Annotated in this window: 19 protein-coding genes and 1 tRNA gene; 10 read left to right on the plus strand and 10 right to left on the minus strand. The window is 57.2% G+C overall.

Going from position 1 to position 16,006, the window contains the following annotated elements; all coding sequences use genetic code 11:
• Positions 1–1,213 precede the first annotated feature (1,213 nt).
• A complete protein-coding gene (locus tag WEU32_RS04185; protein WP_406852984.1) occupies positions 1,214–2,065 on the plus strand; it encodes a tyrosine-type recombinase/integrase in 852 nt (283 codons plus the stop codon).
• Between the two features lie 418 nt (positions 2,066–2,483).
• Here the strand turns inward: WEU32_RS04185 and WEU32_RS04190 are convergent, their stop codons facing one another.
• The gene (locus tag WEU32_RS04190) at positions 2,484–2,684 is read right to left on the minus strand and encodes a hypothetical protein (RefSeq protein ID WP_406852985.1); all 201 of its coding nucleotides are present in this window, start codon (positions 2,682–2,684) and stop codon (positions 2,484–2,486) included.
• Between the two features lie 135 nt (positions 2,685–2,819).
• On the opposite strand from WEU32_RS04190, the gene WEU32_RS04195 reads away from it, so the two are divergent.
• Both WEU32_RS04195 and WEU32_RS04200 read left to right on the plus strand, forming a co-directional pair.
• Positions 2,820–3,287, plus strand: a complete 468-nt coding sequence (locus WEU32_RS04195) for a hypothetical protein (protein ID WP_406852986.1) — start codon at positions 2,820–2,822, stop codon at positions 3,285–3,287.
• A gap of 288 nt (positions 3,288–3,575) precedes the next feature.
• Positions 3,576–4,157: a recombinase family protein gene (locus WEU32_RS04200; RefSeq protein WP_406852987.1), complete on the plus strand. Its 582-nt coding sequence runs from the start codon at positions 3,576–3,578 to the stop codon at positions 4,155–4,157.
• A gap of 420 nt (positions 4,158–4,577) precedes the next feature.
• Here WEU32_RS04200 and WEU32_RS04205 read toward each other — a convergent pair whose 3' ends face one another.
• Positions 4,578–6,134 carry a DUF6538 domain-containing protein gene (locus WEU32_RS04205; protein ID WP_406852988.1) on the minus strand — a complete coding sequence of 519 codons (1,557 nt, stop codon included), beginning with the start codon at positions 6,132–6,134 and terminating at the stop codon, positions 4,578–4,580.
• 69 nt (positions 6,135–6,203) lie between these two features.
• Positions 6,204–6,293, minus strand: a tRNA-Ser gene (locus WEU32_RS04210).
• A gap of 157 nt (positions 6,294–6,450) precedes the next feature.
• Between WEU32_RS04210 and msrA the strand changes: the two genes are divergently transcribed.
• Together msrA and WEU32_RS04220 are read left to right on the plus strand one after the other, a co-directional pair.
• A complete protein-coding gene (gene msrA / locus WEU32_RS04215; protein ID WP_406852989.1) occupies positions 6,451–7,107 on the plus strand; it encodes a peptide-methionine (S)-S-oxide reductase MsrA in 657 nt (218 codons plus the stop codon).
• Between the two features lie 14 nt (positions 7,108–7,121).
• Positions 7,122–7,463 (plus strand): MmcQ/YjbR family DNA-binding protein, encoded by a 342-nt coding sequence (locus WEU32_RS04220; protein ID WP_406852990.1) that lies wholly within the window; start codon positions 7,122–7,124, stop codon positions 7,461–7,463.
• On the opposite strand, the gene WEU32_RS04225 is transcribed toward WEU32_RS04220, so the two are convergent.
• From WEU32_RS04225 to flgF, 7 genes are all read right to left on the minus strand, one after another.
• A complete protein-coding gene (locus WEU32_RS04225; RefSeq protein ID WP_406852991.1) occupies positions 7,460–7,825 on the minus strand; it encodes a hypothetical protein in 366 nt (121 codons plus the stop codon). The genes WEU32_RS04220 and WEU32_RS04225 overlap by 4 nt on opposite strands.
• A gap of 36 nt (positions 7,826–7,861) precedes the next feature.
• Complete coding sequence (locus WEU32_RS04230) at positions 7,862–8,416, minus strand: hypothetical protein (RefSeq protein WP_312815952.1); 555 nt, start codon at positions 8,414–8,416, stop codon at positions 7,862–7,864.
• Positions 8,417–8,456: 40 nt separating this feature from the next.
• Positions 8,457–9,005 carry a hypothetical protein gene (locus tag WEU32_RS04235; protein WP_406852992.1) on the minus strand — a complete coding sequence of 183 codons (549 nt, stop codon included), beginning with the start codon at positions 9,003–9,005 and terminating at the stop codon, positions 8,457–8,459.
• 202 nt (positions 9,006–9,207) lie between these two features.
• On the minus strand, positions 9,208–9,924 hold the full coding sequence (gene flgH / locus WEU32_RS04240) for a flagellar basal body L-ring protein FlgH (protein WP_312816004.1): 717 nt from the start codon (positions 9,922–9,924) through the stop codon (positions 9,208–9,210).
• Positions 9,925–9,944: 20 nt separating this feature from the next.
• Positions 9,945–10,766 carry a flagellar basal body P-ring formation chaperone FlgA gene (flgA, locus tag WEU32_RS04245; RefSeq protein ID WP_406852993.1) on the minus strand — a complete coding sequence of 274 codons (822 nt, stop codon included), beginning with the start codon at positions 10,764–10,766 and terminating at the stop codon, positions 9,945–9,947.
• A 16-nt stretch (positions 10,767–10,782) separates the two neighbouring features.
• Positions 10,783–11,571: a flagellar basal-body rod protein FlgG gene (gene flgG, locus WEU32_RS04250; RefSeq protein ID WP_312139436.1), complete on the minus strand. Its 789-nt coding sequence runs from the start codon at positions 11,569–11,571 to the stop codon at positions 10,783–10,785.
• A gap of 14 nt (positions 11,572–11,585) precedes the next feature.
• Positions 11,586–12,323 (minus strand): flagellar basal-body rod protein FlgF, encoded by a 738-nt coding sequence (gene flgF, locus WEU32_RS04255; protein ID WP_406852994.1) that lies wholly within the window; start codon positions 12,321–12,323, stop codon positions 11,586–11,588.
• Positions 12,324–12,500: 177 nt separating this feature from the next.
• Here flgF and WEU32_RS04260 point away from each other — a divergent pair, with 177 nt between their 5' ends.
• The 5 genes from WEU32_RS04260 to WEU32_RS04280 all read left to right on the plus strand — a co-directional run bounded on the left by WEU32_RS04260 (position 12,501) and on the right by WEU32_RS04280 (position 16,005).
• Entirely contained in the window at positions 12,501–13,133 is a 633-nt protein-coding gene (locus WEU32_RS04260) for a flagellar basal body-associated FliL family protein (RefSeq protein ID WP_312815962.1), read from the plus strand.
• A gap of 2 nt (positions 13,134–13,135) precedes the next feature.
• Complete coding sequence (gene fliM, locus WEU32_RS04265; protein WP_312139442.1) at positions 13,136–14,182, plus strand: flagellar motor switch protein FliM; 1,047 nt, start codon at positions 13,136–13,138, stop codon at positions 14,180–14,182.
• A complete protein-coding gene (locus tag WEU32_RS04270) occupies positions 14,179–14,757 on the plus strand; it encodes a DUF6468 domain-containing protein (protein WP_312139444.1) in 579 nt (192 codons plus the stop codon). The genes fliM and WEU32_RS04270 overlap by 4 nt, the downstream gene beginning before the upstream one ends.
• A 206-nt stretch (positions 14,758–14,963) precedes the next feature.
• Positions 14,964–15,695 carry a MotE family protein gene (locus WEU32_RS04275; protein ID WP_406852995.1) on the plus strand — a complete coding sequence of 244 codons (732 nt, stop codon included), beginning with the start codon at positions 14,964–14,966 and terminating at the stop codon, positions 15,693–15,695.
• Positions 15,696–15,765: 70 nt separating this feature from the next.
• Positions 15,766–16,005 (plus strand): DUF3297 family protein, encoded by a 240-nt coding sequence (locus WEU32_RS04280; protein ID WP_312139448.1) that lies wholly within the window; start codon positions 15,766–15,768, stop codon positions 16,003–16,005.
• Position 16,006: the final 1 nt, after the last annotated feature.

The following is a 16,006-nucleotide window of genomic DNA, read 5'->3' on the forward strand; positions in this document are numbered from 1 at the left end:
GGTAGGGCTTTCTGGCTGCCCTAAGAGCCTATCGGTCGCCGGTTTCTGTTGAAAGTATTTAAGTCAATAATTTCATCTTTTCGAAGTGTATACAAGTATACAGCGTACATCAGGCATACTTGTATACCTTGCAAGATGTGTGCGCGGGCGAACATTTTTGCGAGCCAACTTCGTGCCAATGTGGACCGAAATTTCACTAAGCTATTGATTTTTAATAGCGCGTCATCTCGCTGGGCGCGGTCGGGATAATCCGTTGGGTGCCGGTGAAGGCTTTTATTTCAGCGCTTCTTGCAATGGATTGGCGCGTTTGGAGATCTAGAACAGCTGGGGAAGCCCTTTGGGGTGCCGATCTTGTTCAAACTTCGGGTGTATGTGGACCTACGGCGTTTTTGGGCTCGAAAACTTCGTGCCAATGTGGACCTAACGAAGGGCTCAGTTTTCAATAAACTTAAAGTCGTGTGGATAAATGCTTTGGGGCGCGTCTTGTGCACGTTTGTGCACGTTTGTGCATCATTCTGGCCCGTTTCGCGCATAAAAACATAACTATAGATAGTGATTTTTCCGAGCGACAATGAAAGTGCGGCTGCTTTTGAAGTTGACGCATGGAGACGCATCCCTGCGCATGTTTACGCATGCTGTTCCGAGGCAGGATGTGTAAATGGGTGCACAATAAATCGCGCCACCATTCACGTTCTTACTCATTTCAATCGACGAGCACTGACTGCCGTCAGGTGGGCTATTGTCTAACTACTTATTTTGGCTTGATTGGCGGCGTTTGGTTCGTAATCCTTTGGGCAGTTAGTCACTGTTTTTGAAGGGATTGAGCGGTGCGGAAGCAGACGGGTGTCAGCTCAGCCAAGCTGGGGAGGTTTGTCAGGAGCCTTAAAGATCAGGGCATCGACATTGGGCGCGTGGATTGCCGGCCTAATGGCGAGATCAGCATTTGGGTGGCTGGTGCGGCGCTAGATGCAGAAGCGGAAGAAGATGCGGAGGTTAAGGCGTGGGACGCGGCCTTGGCGTAACGAAGCGGCGAGGCGTTAGCCGGTATGTGAGCAAGGGAAAGCTATATTACCGCTTCAGGATGAAGGGAAAACCATCGGTCTCTCTGCCAGGTGAGCCATACTCTCCCGAGTTTGAGGAGGCCTACCGCAGAGCGCTTGAGGGCGAGGTAACGCCAGGCGAGTTCCGTACTATTGAGGGCTCTCTGGGGGCATTGGTCGTAGCCTATCTCAGTTCGCCGCAGTGGCGGGACACCAAGTCGTCAACCGCCACGACCTATTTGCACTTCATTGAGTATATCAGGCAGGAATATGCTGGCCTTTCGGTTCGAGGCTTAAAGAGAGAGCACGTCATCAAAATTCGCGACAAGGTCGCGATGGCTGATCGTGTGAAGAGCCCTGAGCATCCGGATAAAAAGCACCTTTCGGGACAGTCACAGGCCAATCGGCTCGTGAGCATTTTAAGAATGCTGCTCAAATTTGGAGTCGATCGTGGCTGGCGAAAAGATAATCCAGCAACCGACATCCCGCCCATCAAGGTGCAAAGCGATGGATTTCCGCCGTGGAGTGAGGATGAAATCAGCACGTTCGAAAGTTATTGGTCGGTAGGGACGCGCGAGAGGCTCGCCTTCGATTTGCTACTCTATACGGCACATCGTTCGGGCGATGTTCGCAGGATGACGTGGAAGCACGTTAGAGGCGACGCCATAGCGGTAAGGCAGGAAAAGACCACTGCTGCACTTGTGCTTCCTATACATCCGCGTCTGAAAGCGTCTTTGGAAGTCGCATCGCGTGATCATCAAGTGATCGTCGCCACTAATCACGGCAAAGGCTATTCGGAGGGTGGTTTCGGCAACTTTATCCGAAAAGCCGCAAGGGCCGCTGGTGTGCAGGATCGCTCTGCGCACGGCTTGCGTAAGTCTGCGGCTACGCGTCTAGCCGATGCAGGCTGTACGGAAGTTCAGATTCAGGCCGTGACCGGCCATAAGACGACTAAAGAGCTCGCGAAATATATCGAAGCGCGGAACCAGCGGCTGCTGGCCGAGGCAGCGATGGCGAAAATCTGAAGCGTGCAACAATGTTCTTATTGTCTAACGGCATAGCCTTGTTAGACAATAGTCTCTCGAAACGAATGATTTGTAAGGGTTTTAAAATGGTGGTGGCGGACAGAGAGGGACTGTCGTCCGCATGTTATAAATCAATGACTTAGAGGGGCTCAGATGCTACAACGTTGAAATGTAACTGTAGCACCTGAGCTAAGCGATTGCTATCCGTTAGCCGATCACCATGCGTATGGATTTCTACTGTTCAGATTACCTATTTTGCTTTCAAGGTCGTCTAGACGCCCAGAATGATTAAGGGCGGTACTTTCAGCATATTCAGCTGTGAGCTGGGCATCCTCAATCCGAGATGAAAGCTGCATGTAAAGTATTAACGCCGTCAGGATGCCTACAACCGCGAGCCCGCTTGCTTTTCGGTTCCGCACTATTGTTTCTCTCGATCTTTACGTGTCGCTCTAACGCCGATGGCAGCTAGAGCAAATACAGCAGCTAGCATGATCGTATCAGGATCAAAGCTATCGTCCATCGCTAGAACCACTACCCAAATGAAGCCTAGCCATAAAGCGGCTTCCCCATATGGAAAAGTTTTGAAGGCACTTGGCTTAGAAATCTGAGTTTCAGTCATTAGTTTCCCTCTATCAAAGTTGCACGATTAAAGTACCTTTGTTACTTATTGGTAGCCATTCAGGTAGGCATCTCGGAATGGCTTTGGCTCCGCACGATACTGAAGCTTGGTATATGGTATGATGAAGGGCGGTTTATGAGATTACTTGCAGCACTACTGTTTACCGGCGCGATAGCCAGTTCGGGCGTTTCTTTTGCTCAGTCCCAATCCCATGTGCCGCTTTATGTTGGCGAGATTACAAGTGCCAATGCTGAGCGGTTCACTGCTACTTTGTCAGAACATGTCGATCAGGTGGTGGGGCTGAAGATCGATTTCAATACTATCAGAGAAGGCAACACACTCGCAGAAGGGGCTGCTAATGGTGGTGCCTATATTTCATATGCTCGGCCCTATTACGGGGGCATTCAAATCAATATTGCCGACGCGTATCTGCGGCATGGTAGGTGGATTGCTGACGGGTTTTACACCGTTAAATATGGTGGCATGGGGCAGGGGATTATGGGCTATTTCCTGCGGCCTGCAGACGAAGCAGCAATCCGCCTCTCAGGTAAGCCAATCGTTGAGCGGCCAGTAGCGTCCTTGCCGCTGGTCGAGCGCCAATAGCTCTCACGAAGGGGGTAGGCTTGTTGGTTAAGCGACCGAAATAGTAAATACTTATATGAGGATGGGCCTTTATCTATAACTGACTGAGCGCCCCCCTGCGGCCTACCACATAGTGTTGCGAGAACTTATTAATCGTTTGGGCTGGCGATAGAGCCGACATGTGAGGTTGAATGGCTCTTGGGGTGCAAAAGTTGTAGCTTTCGAGCTATGGCTCAAAATATATATTGACTACATATTGAGCCACCCTTATGAGCTAGGTTAAATCACCACCTAACTTATGAGCCACCCATGCACCGCATTGCCTACTATCGTGTTAGCACCGGCGACCAGAGCATTGAGAGCCAAAGGCTCGCGCTTGGTGGGGAGTTTGACCAAGAGTTCAGTGACGAAGGCGTGAGTGGCGGCACCTTGGCAGCCAATCGTCCAGGCTTTGCCGATCTACTCAGCAAGGTCCGCACTGGTGATACGGTTTATGTTTATGCGGTTGACCGGCTGGGGCGTGATGCGCTGGATGTGCAGGCCACTGTTCGCCTGCTGATCGAGCGTGGGGTTACAGTGAACGTGCATGGCCTCGGAGCAATCGGACGCGGAGTGGGTGAGCTAATCCTTGCCGTGCTGGCTCAAGTGGCAGACATGGAGCGCCAGCGGATCAAGGAGCGAACCGAGGCTGGCAGAAAGGCAGCTAGAGCCGCACTAGAGGCCACGGGCAGGACGCACCGAGGTAAGGAAAGCCTTGGTCGTCCCGTGGCTCACGAGCCTGCTACGGTCGTTCAGTGGCGTAAAGAGAACGAGGCCAGCATATCCGAGGCGGCCCGCCACTTTGGTATCTCTCCCGCTACGGTGAAAAGATATTCGGCAGCCGTACGATAGAGGCGCGCCGCAAATGCCTATTTGCGGGCCGTACAGCCGCCTCGGAGGTAAAGGGCGGGCTCTCTGTTCGCCCGCCAATGCGAGCGCCTCTGTGGCAGCTTCTGCGGGCAAAGTGTGAATGCGTACCTGCCGGACCTGACGACCGGTGAGATATTTTTGGTGTAGCCCTGCGCCTGAACGCACGGGTGCGATCTGTCTCGTTTTAAGCTTAAGCCCAGTTTGTGAGCGACCTTATCTGTAAGGGGCTTCGGCCAAGGCGTTTTGATTTGTTACCCATAAGCAGGAGAGACCTATAGAGGCAGAGAGCTATCTGAATGTAGTTCCATCTGTCACAGTAGGTAATAGTTATAATAATAAGATATTAAACTTAGTTAGTATTACAAAAGCTTATGATAAAGTTGTCTATATAAGCAGGTATTATTAAGGTTGAGGAGGTAAGCGAAACTCAGGTATTGTAAACTTGTTTATAGCTTCTACGAGGGGAGCTAGTGGGTAGTCTGTGCTACCATAGTCATCAGCTACATCTCCGCTCTCATGACCAGTGAGTGCATTGTTCACAGCGCTATCGATATTGAGGGCTCGGCAGTAGTCTTTGAAGCTGTGGCGGAACGAATGAAAGACAACCTTACGGTCTGTGACGCCGCAAGTGCCGCGCAAATAGCGGCTGAACCATTTAGACCAGTTGCCCATTAGCTCGCCTTCGGCATTAGGCTTAATATCGTTGAAGATACGCGCACGATTGCTGCGCTTTGCCTCGGCAGCGACTTCAAGAAATCCGAGCGTAATAAGGTCGCGGTGAATAGGGATGCGACGTTCGCTACCTTCTGTTTTAACGAACTGTCCGCGCTCTGGATTGTCGACGAAACGAACTACCCAAGCGGATAGCTTGTTACCGCTGGCGTCCATATAGGTCTCTTCGTAAACGTCGTCTGGATGTAGTTGTCCGAGTTCCGTTTGTCGTGCGCCAGTATAAAGAGCTAGTAGTGGAAGCCAGTAAGCGGCTGATCCACCTCCAGCAGCTGGCCTCAAAGCCTGTGTATGAACTGGACCAGCAAAAAGAGCTGACAGTTCCTCAGCGCTGAATGATCTACGCTTATCCTTGGCTTTCTGTTTATTTAAGACTTTAACGCCCTTGGCAGGATTTGCCGAAATGATCCCGTTGTCGCAAGCGTAGTTAAACAGCGTTCCAAGAAATGGGATGATGACATTAATGTTGGCCGCAGACGTTCCGCTTTCAAGCAGTGCATCTTTAAAAGCGATCATATGCTGCTTGGTTATGCTTTGGATCGGCAGTTTGCCTATCTGAGCTTCGAGCCTTTTGATGGACCGCGTGAGGTCTCTCACCGTTCGCGGTTTTGGTTTGCGTTCAGCTTGCCATTTGGAAATGACATCATTGAGGTAGAGGGGAGGGGTTTGCTGGTCGATTGGTGGCGCTGGCGCAAAGCTTTGCGTTCGTTGAAGGCTGCCTAATGCGGCGGCACCCTCACCAGTCAGGGCGGCATTGATACCGATACGCATGCCCTCAGCCGCGGCAAGTGTCATGCCGAAATCTTCCCCGCCCTCGAGTACTGATTTGCACACCTCGAGTTGATCGTCCGCTTCGGTTTTGAACAGGTCGAGTTTGTTATCCGCTGCATACTGTTCACGCTTCCTGCGGTACGCATTCAAGACGATAGCGGCGTAGGCATCTACGTCTATTGCCGTAGGTCCTTTTGGAGCGGGAGATGCAGGTGCGGCATCTGCATTTAGCTGTGCGCGGCGTTCTGCAAACTCATGATCGAGCGATGCCCACATGAGGGCGTGGAGGCGCTTGGCCTCAGCGGGGTCGGCGGTGCCTAGCGCTTTAACGATTTCTCGTTTGCCGCCATAAGCTGCTTTTAAATCGAGAGGGATCACGCGACGCGTGGAATACCGTCCGCTCCGCCTGATTAGGCCAGTCATCATGCCTACATTCTCCGTATCGAGTGTAGCAGACATTCGGCCCCTAACGATTGTAAGTGACTGATTTTACGACAAACTCTTTCAGATCAAGAGCTTGTAACAGTGTGGCGGACAGAGAGGGATTCGAACCCTCGATAGAGTTGCCCCTATACACGCGTTCCAGGCGTGCGCCTTCAACCACTCGGCCACCTGTCCTAATCCACTAAGCGTCCGGATGCGTCCGGAGTAGATTCGCTGGGAGCGGTCCAGCGAGAAGGGGGCTGATAAATCATCCGGGCGGGATGGGCAAGCGCCGTTGTTGCCCCCATATGATATTCTGACAAAGTTTGTAGCCAAAGTGACTGGAACGCGCATGTTATTGAAAAATACCGACACCTTGCCGAGCGCTGATACAGCTCTGGCGGGCCGTGCCGAGGCTTTGGCGACCGATACGACCCATTTCGTGCTGGGCACGCCGCTTAAGGGGCCGTGGCCGCAAGGTCTGGAGGTAGCCACCTTTGGCATGGGCTGTTTCTGGGGCGTAGAGCGCGTGTTCTGGAAACTGGGCGGTGTCTATTCGACGGCGGCCGGTTATGCGGGCGGGATAACGCCCAATCCGACCTATGAAGAGGTCTGCACGGGCAAGACGGGCCATACCGAAGTGGTGCAGGTGGTGTTTGATCCCGCACAGATCACCTATGGCGAATTGCTGAAGGTGTTCTGGGAAAACCATGATCCGACGCAGGGCATGCGTCAGGGTAATGACATCGGCACCCAGTATCGCTCGGCTATCTATTATGCCGATGAAGCTCAGCGCGATGCGGCGCTGGCGTCTAAGGCGGCCTATCAGGCGGCGCTGAATGAATCGGGGCGCGGCGAGATTACGTCCGAGATTCTGGAAGCGCCGGAATTCTATTATGCCGAGGACTATCATCAGGGCTATCTGGCCAAGAATCCGGCTGGATATTGCGGAATCGGCGGCACCGGCGTGGTGTGCCCGATCGGCCTTGGCATTCAGGCAGAGGCATAGGAACGGGGCGCGCCATGCAGCACGGACAGGTTGAAGTCTTCTGCCTTACGCTGAAGGGGGTAAGTGTCGAGCGCCCCTTTGGTCCCGACAGTCAGACCTTCAAGGTCGGCGGCAAGATCTTCGCCATTCTCGGCGATGATGGCGGCCTGTCGATCAAACTGTCCGAGGTTGCCTATGCGGCCCTGACGGAACTGGGCGTCATGCGTCGTGCCCCCTATCTGCCGCGCGGGGGCTGGGCCTATACGGACGATGTGACGGGCTGGGACGATCAGGAACTGTCGGACCTGATCGCCCGTTCGCACGAATTGGTGGCGGCGGGCCTGACGAAAAAGGCCCGTCTGGAGTTGGGTCTTTAGGCGCTCTGGCGCGAGCGCAGCCACAGATAGGCCATGCCAAGCGGCGCGATAAAGATCGAAAAGCCCCACAACATATAGTTTACCAGCAGCTTGAGCGGCAGCAAGAAGATGATGGGCAGGAAGAACACATTGCCTCCCATCATCACGCGCTTGATCTCGTCCCAGACCAGTTTGGAAAACGGAAATAACAGTGCCCCGGTGCCAAAGATCATCAAGGGGGCAATCCGGTCGATCGTCAGAGGTTCACCCTTGGCCGGATACAGAACCAACCACACCATCATCGTCATGAAGACGGCACTGATTACATAGGCGCGGATAAGATAGGTCGGCTGTAACGCGCCGAAAATACGTTTTAAAAACATAATATTCCGTACAAAGTGATGGATCGTGCCGCAGTCTTAGCGGCAGGCGGCGAGGAAGTCGTGCCCCGGGATTTTAGTGCCGCGCTGGGGCGACAGGCCTGCCCATCGGCCTTCATGAGCGATCACCAGCCAGCCCAGCTTGGCAAAGCTGACCAATACGGGGTCGCTGGCCGTGGTCTGGGCATGCAGCAGATAGCCGTCGAACATCTCCGCCGCTTCCTGACGGGCAGTATAGGTCTGGCTGACCTCGCTGGTACCAAGAGTGATGGTCTTGGTCTTGGCATCCAGAGTAGGGGTCGTCATCACGATCTGGTTCGAGCCGGGACGGCAGGAAAAGCCCAATGGAATATCGTCCGAATTGGCCACGCCATAGGCCAGTTGAACCGTCTGCGGCTGGCGCTCGAAATGCCAGTCATAATCGTCCATTGGCGCGGGAGCGGCGGCGGGTAGGGCCATATTTGGGGCCATGTTCGAGGGCGATGGCAGGCTGGCACAGGCGGTCAGCAGGGCCAAACCGGCACAGGCCGCAAGCGCCGGAACGCGACGAGACATGAAGGGCAGGGCAGGGGCAGCAAAAAACGGGCGTGTCATGTAGAAATGGCTCGGGTGAAAATGGTTTTAAAGGGCGCGATCAACCCGCGCAGGCTTGGGCAAAGCGGCGCAGCAGTGGCAGGTTTTGCGGTCCGACCATAATGGTTTTGACCATATCCTCGCGCACGAGTTTCATCTCGCCATTGCCCAAAAATGCTATGAAAACTGGATGATCGGCGGGCAGGGATGTGGACAGACGTCGCCGCACGGTCTGCATTTCGCTGGTGACACTCTGAGGACCGGAATGCAGTACTACCGGACCATTGCCCATATCGGCTGCATCATAAAGCGACAGGCGCACGCGTCCGCTGCGTGGTTCGCATTCCAGTGTGGTTTTGAGTTGCGGTGTGTCGGGGATTTCCTGAGCCAGAACAATGGGCTCGCCGTCGGCATACAGGGTCCAGACCCATTGCGGCGCGACTGTGCTGTTCGCGGGACGTGCGGGCGGCATAGGGGCGTTCTGGGCATAGGCAGCTGGGGCAAGGCCGAGCAGTATCAGGCCCGCCATCATATTCAGGAGCGTGACAGGGTGGCTTTGCCAAAGCTGGCCCTGCGGTCGTCCCGATTGTCGTCTCCGGTCGTGCGTCATGCTCGCTCCGTTTGACTGTGCAAGAGAGTGATCCTGACGCATCAGCGGTCTGTTTGGCAACTGTTGTCGCTCAAGGGTACGGGTGAAATGCGGTTGCGGAAAAAAATGCCGGTATCCTTCAGGCATGACAACGGGCGGCAAGTTTTACCTGGCTTGCCGCCGCAGATGTCTGTTTTAATCGGCCCAAAGAGGGCCGCAGGCGTCAGAACGGGCTGAAACGCTCTACAAGTGACTGGGCCGCAGGTGTGGACTGCATGCGGCTGATGTCGCCGCGACCGCCATACGAGATGCGAGCCTCGGCAATCTGGGTGTGGGCGATGGTATTGGCGCTGGAAATGTCCTCGGGACGAACAATGCCGGCGACCGTCAGTTCACGCACTTCGCGATTGGTGCGAACCTCCTGACGGCCCTGAATAACCAGATTTCCGTTGGGCATGACGGCGGTAATAATGGCCGCCACCGTCAGGTTTACGCGCTCCGAGCGGTTCACACTGCCCGAACCATTGGCCGAAACCTCGCCTTCGGTGCCAATCATATTGGCCGGATCAAAACCGCCGGGGAACAGCTTGCCGAGGCTGCTTTCAAAACCGAAGAAGTTGCTGACCCCGCCGGACGCACTGTTGCTGCGCTGACGGTTGGTGGTGTTCTGGGTCTGTGCGCGGTCGTTGATGTCGATATTGACGGTCAGGATGTCGCCGACGCGACGGGCGCGCTGGTCACCGAAGAAGCTGCGCGCACCGGTGCGCCACAGGCTGTTGGCGCTGGCGGGGGTGGCTTCGGGCAGATAGGCCTGCTGGCTGGGCACCAGTGCCGACGGGTAAACCATCGGGGCCAGTTCGGGACCTTTGACGGCCTCCATAGCGGTCGAGCAGGCAGCAAGGGGAAGGCAGGCGGCAGCGAGGATCAGAATCTTGCGCATGGTCATGACGTCTTTCTGGCTCAGCGAGCGGCGTACGGATTGGAACGGGTGGAGGCGGTGCGCATCATTTGCGCAGCCGGTCCGGCAATGGCGCGGCCGGGGGCCACGGCCACAGCCTCGATGGTGCGGTTGGATTGCAGATTCAGGATGCTGACCGTGTCGCCCTGCGTGGCATTGCGCTGGGCACGGCCGGTAATGGTCAACTCGATACCGTTGTCCTGGTAGAGGACCTCGACCATGTCGTTGCGGGCGATCACCTGCGGTGCGGCCAGATCGCGGATATTGACGGGCTGACCGGCGCGCAAGGGGCGACGGGCAGACAGGCCGATAATCTCGGCGGCGTCCTGCGGTCCTGCGGCGGGGGCCAGGTGGGCCTGAACCTGTGTCCACATCACGTCTTCGGCCTGAACGACCTCGCCGGTGGACAGGCTGCGGGTAAAGATCAGGGCCTCGACCGTGGCACCGGCTACAGCATTGGGACGAGCCGATGTAGAGGCCGCAGACGCCATAGACGCAGGGGCCGCGATGGGCGCACCCGCGCGCACTATGATGCGGCGGATACCCTCGGCATTGGCCCAGTTCAGTCCGGCGCGACGGGCGGCAACCTGCACCTGTGCGGCATCCAGAACGGCGCTGGGACCGGCACGGCGACCGACTACGACACCCGAGGCCGCACCGGCCCCCTCGAACAGCTCGCCCAGAGTGATCAGGCCGTCTGCATCGGTAGGCGAGGGGATCAGATTGACGGCGCGGGTCTGGGCCTGCGCGTCCATGGCAAAGGCCGAGACGGCAAGGGCGCTGGCCCCCATCAGGATCGTGGCTGTTTTCAGAAGGCGTTTCATGGTTCAGCGCCCTCCCTTAGTTCTTCAACTGGGCCGAGACAGACAGCATCTCATCGGCGGTGGTGATGACCTTGGAGTTCATCTCGTAGGCCCGCTGGGCCACGATCAGCGAGGTGATTTCCGATACGGAATCCACGTTCGAGGCCTCGGTGTAACGGTGCAGCAGATGGCCAAAACCGACCTCGTCGGGAATGCCGACATTGGGCGCGCCCGAGGCTGCGGTTTCCAGCAACAGGTTATCGCCGATGGCCTCAAGGCCCGCCTCGTTCATGAAGCTGGCGATTTCCAACTGGCCCACGATCTGCGGTTCCGGCTCGCCGTCGAGGGCCACCTGCACCTGACCCGAACGCGAGATCGAGATATCGACCGTATTCTCGGGAATGGTGATGGCGGGCTCGACCAGATAGCCGTCCTTGGACACTAACTGGCCCTCGGCATTGACGGCGAAATTACCGGCGCGGGTATAAGCGGTTTCGCCTGATGGCAGGGTGATCTGGAAATAGCCCTTGCCGTTGATGGCAATGTCGAAATCGTTGCCGCTCTGGGTAGGGGTGCCCTGTGCGGTGATGCGGTAAACCGCACCGGCCTTCACGCCCATACCGATCTGGATGCCAGTGGGAACGACCGTGCCCTGCGTGGACGACTGTGCGCCCATGCGCTCGACGTTCTGGTACAGAAGGTCCTGAAATTCAGCCCGTTGGCGCTTGTAGCCAACGGTGTTCATGTTGGCGATATTGTTCGAGATGACCTCGACGTTCAACTGCTGGGCGGCCATGCCCGAGGCGGCGGTACGGAGTGCGCGCATTGCTCAGACCTTCCTTAGGAAACCTTGCCCAGTCGCTCGACGGCGCGGCGGCTGAGGTCGTTGGTGTTTTCGATCATGCGGGTAATCCGCTCATAGGCACGGTTGATCTCGACCAGATTGGTGATCTCGATCAGGGTGTTGACGTTGGAGCCTTCCAGCATGCCCTGACGCACCTGCGCGTCTGCGGCCTCGATGGGCTGGGCGTTGGACGTGTTGCGATAGAGGTTGTCGCCACCCTTTTCGAGTACCGACAGCTCCTCGAAACGCACCACGCTGAGGCGGCCGACAATCTCGCCGTCCTGCGTGATAGTGCCGTCCTGTGCGACGGTGATCGGGCCCAGTTCCGGATTGACGATCAGTTCGCCCGCATCGGTCTGGACGGGCAAACCGTCCTGCGTGGTCATGCGGCCTTCGGCGTCCATGGTGAACGATCCGTCGCGGGTATAGGCGGGGCCGGTGGGGGTGTTGATGGTGAAGAAAACGCCTTCGCCTTCGATCCCGAAATCAAGATCGCGGCCCGTCTGCTTCAGCGCAGCCTGACCGAAATCTCGGCCCACACCTTTGTCCAGCACAAAGCTGGCCGAGGGGCGCACGGCGTGGTTGCGGGCCCGCTGGCCGATCTCGGTGCCGACCAGCATCTGCTCGACCTTGAAACCGTTGGTGTCGGAATTGGCGATGTTGTTGGCCACGATGTCGAGTTCGCGGCGTAGCGTCATCTGGCGGGACAATCCGATATAGGCGGCGTTTTCCAAAGCATGGGCTCCTTCGCTGTTCGTATTCGCAACAGTCGTGCCAAACAGCCGAATTCAATGATTTCAGTGCTTTAGGTTATTGTCGTGAAAAACGCCCGGCAGGATTTGCCTCATGGTTAATGGCTTGTTAACCAAAATGCCCCCACACAGCTGTGCTGTAGGTTGGGGTCATTCCGCATGCTGAAACTGAAGCTGGGCAAGAAGAAGGACGAGAACGCTGTTCCGGCCGTGGTCGAAGGCGAGACCGTGCAGGATGTCGATACGTCCGAAGCTCCAGCCAAGAAGAAGCCGCCCCTGCTGGTCATCATCATCGGTGCCGCTGTGCTGGTGGCTGCCATCGGTGGTGGCGCGGCCTTTATGCTGTTGAAGCCCAAAAGCCCCCAGGCCGAGCAACCGGCCGACGCGCACGCGGCCAAAAAAGACGACAAGAAAGAGGGCGGCCACGGCAAGGAGGGCGAAGCCCCCGCAGGCGCTGCGGCGGGTACGATTGCTGCCGGTCCAGATGGTGTAACCTTCTATACGCTGCCCGACTTGATCGTGAACATCCAGTCGCCGGAAGGACGCACGACCTATCTCAAGCTCAAGCTGACGTTGGAAATGAAGGACGCAGCGGTGGCCTCGCGTCTTCAGGCCGAGGCCCCGCGTCTGAACGACATGCTGCAAAGTTTCCTACGCGAACTGCGTCCCGATGATCTGGCCGGTTCTGCCGGTTCGTATCAGTTACGAGCCGAGTTGTTGCGCCGTATCAATCTGGTGGCGGCACCGGGAAAGGTGGATGCCGTTCTGATCGAAGAAATGCTGGTGCAATAGCCATGAGCGATACGTTCGACGCCATGGAAAATGATCCCTTCGGCAGCGATGCCGGAGCGTCCGAACGCGTCCTCAATCAGGATGAGATCGACAGCCTTCTGGGCTTCGACATGGATGACGGCTCGGGCGACGAACGCAGCGGCATTCGCGCCATTATCAACTCGGCACTGGTCTCCTATGAGCGTCTGCCGATGCTCGAAATCGTCTTCGACCGCCTTGTGCGCTTGATGACGACCAGCCTTCGCAACTTTACCTCTGACAACGTCGAAGTCTCTCTGGACACCATCTCGTCGATCCGTTTCGGAGACTATCTGAACTCGATCCCGCTCCCGGCCATTCTGGCGGTGTTCCGCGCCGAGGAGTTGGATAATTATGGTCTGCTGACGGTCGACAGTAACCTGATTTATTCGATCGTGGATGTTCTGCTAGGTGGCCGTCGCGGCACCGCAGCCCTGCGGATCGAGGGCCGTCCCTACACGACCATCGAGCGCGCACTGGTGCAGCGCATGGTCGAGGTCATCCTCAATGATGCCCGTCAGGCGTTTGAACCCCTGACGCCGGTGCATTTCAATCTGGACCGTCTGGAAACCAATCCGCGCTTTGCTGCGATTGCGCGTCCCGCCAATGCGGCCATTCTGGTCAAGCTGCGTATCGACATGGAAGACCGAGGCGGTCGCGTCGAACTGCTGCTGCCGTATTCGACGCTCGAGCCCATCCGCAAAATGCTGTTGCAGCAGTTCATGGGCGAGAAGTTCGGGCGCGACAATATCTGGGAAGGCCACTTGGCCACCGAACTCTGGACCACGGATACAGAGGTGCGCTGCGTTCTGGATGAACAGCAGATGCCGCTGTCCAAGGTTCTCGACCTCAAGGTCGGCGACACACTGATGCTGAACGCGACGCCGGAATCCGATGTCACGGTCAAGGCGGGCACGGTCAATCTGACCGTCGGCAAGATGGGCCGTCGCGGTCAACACGTTGCGGTGCGCGTCGAGGCACCGATTTCAACAGAGGCGGCCATGCGCGTCGCCGGGAGGCAGAACTGGTGACGGGTGTAATTCTGGACGGCACGCTGATGGTGCTGCTGATCGCGGCCATCGCCTATGGTGTGAAACTGGAACGCAAGCTGAAAGCCTTGCGTGAAGGACAACTGGCCTTTGCCGGTGCGGTCAAGGAACTGAACAATGCTGCCGGTCGCGCCGAACAGGCGCTGGCAACCCTGCGCGCTTCGGGGGCGGAAACCGATCTGCTGCATGACCGCATTCTTAAGGCCCGCGCTGTCAAACAGGAACTGGAAGCCCTGATTATCCGCGCGCCCAAGGTGGAAGCGCAGAAGGCTGCCGCCGCTGTTGTCACCCGTCCGGCATCCGAGGAAGAGCCGCTAGAACTGGTTTCGACCATGGCCCTGATCAATGACGAGAACGAACGCGCCCGCCGTATGGCCAGCCTGATGCAGCGTATTGAAACGGCCAATGCTGCCGTGCCTCCGCCTGCGCCCAAGGCTGAAACCATCAAAGAAAATGGCCTGACGGGTATGCTTCAGGCTCTGGCCGCTAACCAAGCGGCTCAACAATCTCTTAGCCGTGCCCGTCGTAGTCTCGACGAGGATATGTTCGCGGTTTGATTTTTAAGGGCCCTAACGCGAGGCTCGCGGAGCCGCGCTGCTTGAGGGGATAGGGTTTTAAGTGCCCTAACGTTCGACACGCGGTGTCGAACTTCTTGAGGGCGTTTTAGTCCCCCTAACGTATGGCAAGCGGTGCCATACTTCTTGAGGGGATAGGCCCAAGCGAGTAAGCGTCTGTTTCTTCATCCTCTGTTTCGGTCACTGCCATGAGCAAGCTGCCCCGTCTTCTGCCTCTGATTGCCGTCGCCATTGGCGGCGTCGTTGCCGTGCGTGCAGCGGGTGTGGCGCCGGAACTGTTTACCGGCGCGGTGGCCTGGGCGCAGGAAGGCGCGGCCTCTGCCGAGGACAGCGCGACCGAGGTGGTGGCTACAACCGCCGCGCCACCCGCTGTCTGCGCTCTGACACCTGAACAACTGGCCCAGCAGGCGGGTATCTCGCCTGCCGAACTGCGGATCATCCAGTCTCTGTCCAAGCGCCGCGAGGCGCTGGATGCGCGGGATGCCGATTTCGCCACTACCTTGCCGTTAATGCTGGCTGCCGAGCAAAAGCTGGATGCCAAGCTCAAGGCGCTGGAAGCCCTCAAGGGCGAGATCAGCGGTCTGATGGGCCAGATGGACGAACAGGAAAAGGCGGAGAACGACCGTCTGGTCGCCGTCTATTCAGCCATGCGTCCGCGTGAAGCGGCTGCGGTATTCGTGTCACTGAATGATGATGTGCGTCTTCCGGTGGCACAGGCCATGCGCCCGCGTACCCTGGCCGCCATCATGGCCCAAATGCCGCCTGCCGCCGCCCGCGAACTGACCGAAAAAATGGCCAAACGTTTTGAAACCAAACCGATGGTAGAGCGTGCTTCGGCCGCCGCCGGAGAGCCTGTGCGTCCGGTCAAGCCTGCGACAGCGGCACCGGCTGCGACCCCTGCAGCGGCTGCTGCTGCCTGATCTGTTGGCATAAGGCCCGACAGCGGCTATTCAGCGCCATCATTTTCAAGCTTCCCCAAGGATGCCCGTCATGTCTGACGTTCTGCCCGACCGCCTGTCGGTTGATCCCGACAGCCCGTACCACAATGCCGAACTGCTGATGAAAGGCATCGGCATCCGCTTCAAGGGCGAAGAAAAGACCAACGTCGAAGAATACTGTGTGTCCGAAGGCTGGGTGCGTCTGGCTGTCGGCAATCGCGTTGACCGTCGCGGCAAGGCCCTGACCATCAAGCTGCAAGGCGAAGTCGAGCCTTTCCTGAAGGGCGAGTAAG

Source organism: Brevundimonas sp. BH3 (genome assembly GCF_045345115.1).
GTDB lineage: Bacteria > Pseudomonadota > Alphaproteobacteria > Caulobacterales > Caulobacteraceae > Brevundimonas.

Coding starts and splice junctions, on each gene's coding strand:
- WEU32_RS04260 (WP_312815962.1), top strand. CDS start 12,501: ATGCTGAAACTGAAGCTGGGCAAGAAGAAGGACGAGAACGCTGTTCCG.
- WEU32_RS04195 (WP_406852986.1), top strand. CDS start 2,820: ATGAGATTACTTGCAGCACTACTGTTTACCGGCGCGATAGCCAGTTCG.
- WEU32_RS04190 (WP_406852985.1), bottom strand. CDS start 2,684: ATGACTGAAACTCAGATTTCTAAGCCAAGTGCCTTCAAAACTTTTCCA.
- WEU32_RS04280 (WP_312139448.1), top strand. CDS start 15,766: ATGTCTGACGTTCTGCCCGACCGCCTGTCGGTTGATCCCGACAGCCCG.
- WEU32_RS04220 (WP_406852990.1), top strand. CDS start 7,122: ATGCAGCACGGACAGGTTGAAGTCTTCTGCCTTACGCTGAAGGGGGTA.
- msrA (WP_406852989.1), top strand. CDS start 6,451: ATGTTATTGAAAAATACCGACACCTTGCCGAGCGCTGATACAGCTCTG.
- WEU32_RS04230 (WP_312815952.1), bottom strand. CDS start 8,416: ATGACACGCCCGTTTTTTGCTGCCCCTGCCCTGCCCTTCATGTCTCGT.
- fliM (WP_312139442.1), top strand. CDS start 13,136: ATGAGCGATACGTTCGACGCCATGGAAAATGATCCCTTCGGCAGCGAT.
- flgG (WP_312139436.1), bottom strand. CDS start 11,571: ATGCGCGCACTCCGTACCGCCGCCTCGGGCATGGCCGCCCAGCAGTTG.
- WEU32_RS04275 (WP_406852995.1), top strand. CDS start 14,964: ATGAGCAAGCTGCCCCGTCTTCTGCCTCTGATTGCCGTCGCCATTGGC.
- flgA (WP_406852993.1), bottom strand. CDS start 10,766: ATGAAACGCCTTCTGAAAACAGCCACGATCCTGATGGGGGCCAGCGCC.
- flgH (WP_312816004.1), bottom strand. CDS start 9,924: ATGCGCAAGATTCTGATCCTCGCTGCCGCCTGCCTTCCCCTTGCTGCC.
- WEU32_RS04225 (WP_406852991.1), bottom strand. CDS start 7,825: ATGTTTTTAAAACGTATTTTCGGCGCGTTACAGCCGACCTATCTTATC.
- WEU32_RS04205 (WP_406852988.1), bottom strand. CDS start 6,134: ATGTCTGCTACACTCGATACGGAGAATGTAGGCATGATGACTGGCCTA.
- WEU32_RS04200 (WP_406852987.1), top strand. CDS start 3,576: ATGCACCGCATTGCCTACTATCGTGTTAGCACCGGCGACCAGAGCATT.
- WEU32_RS04235 (WP_406852992.1), bottom strand. CDS start 9,005: ATGACGCACGACCGGAGACGACAATCGGGACGACCGCAGGGCCAGCTT.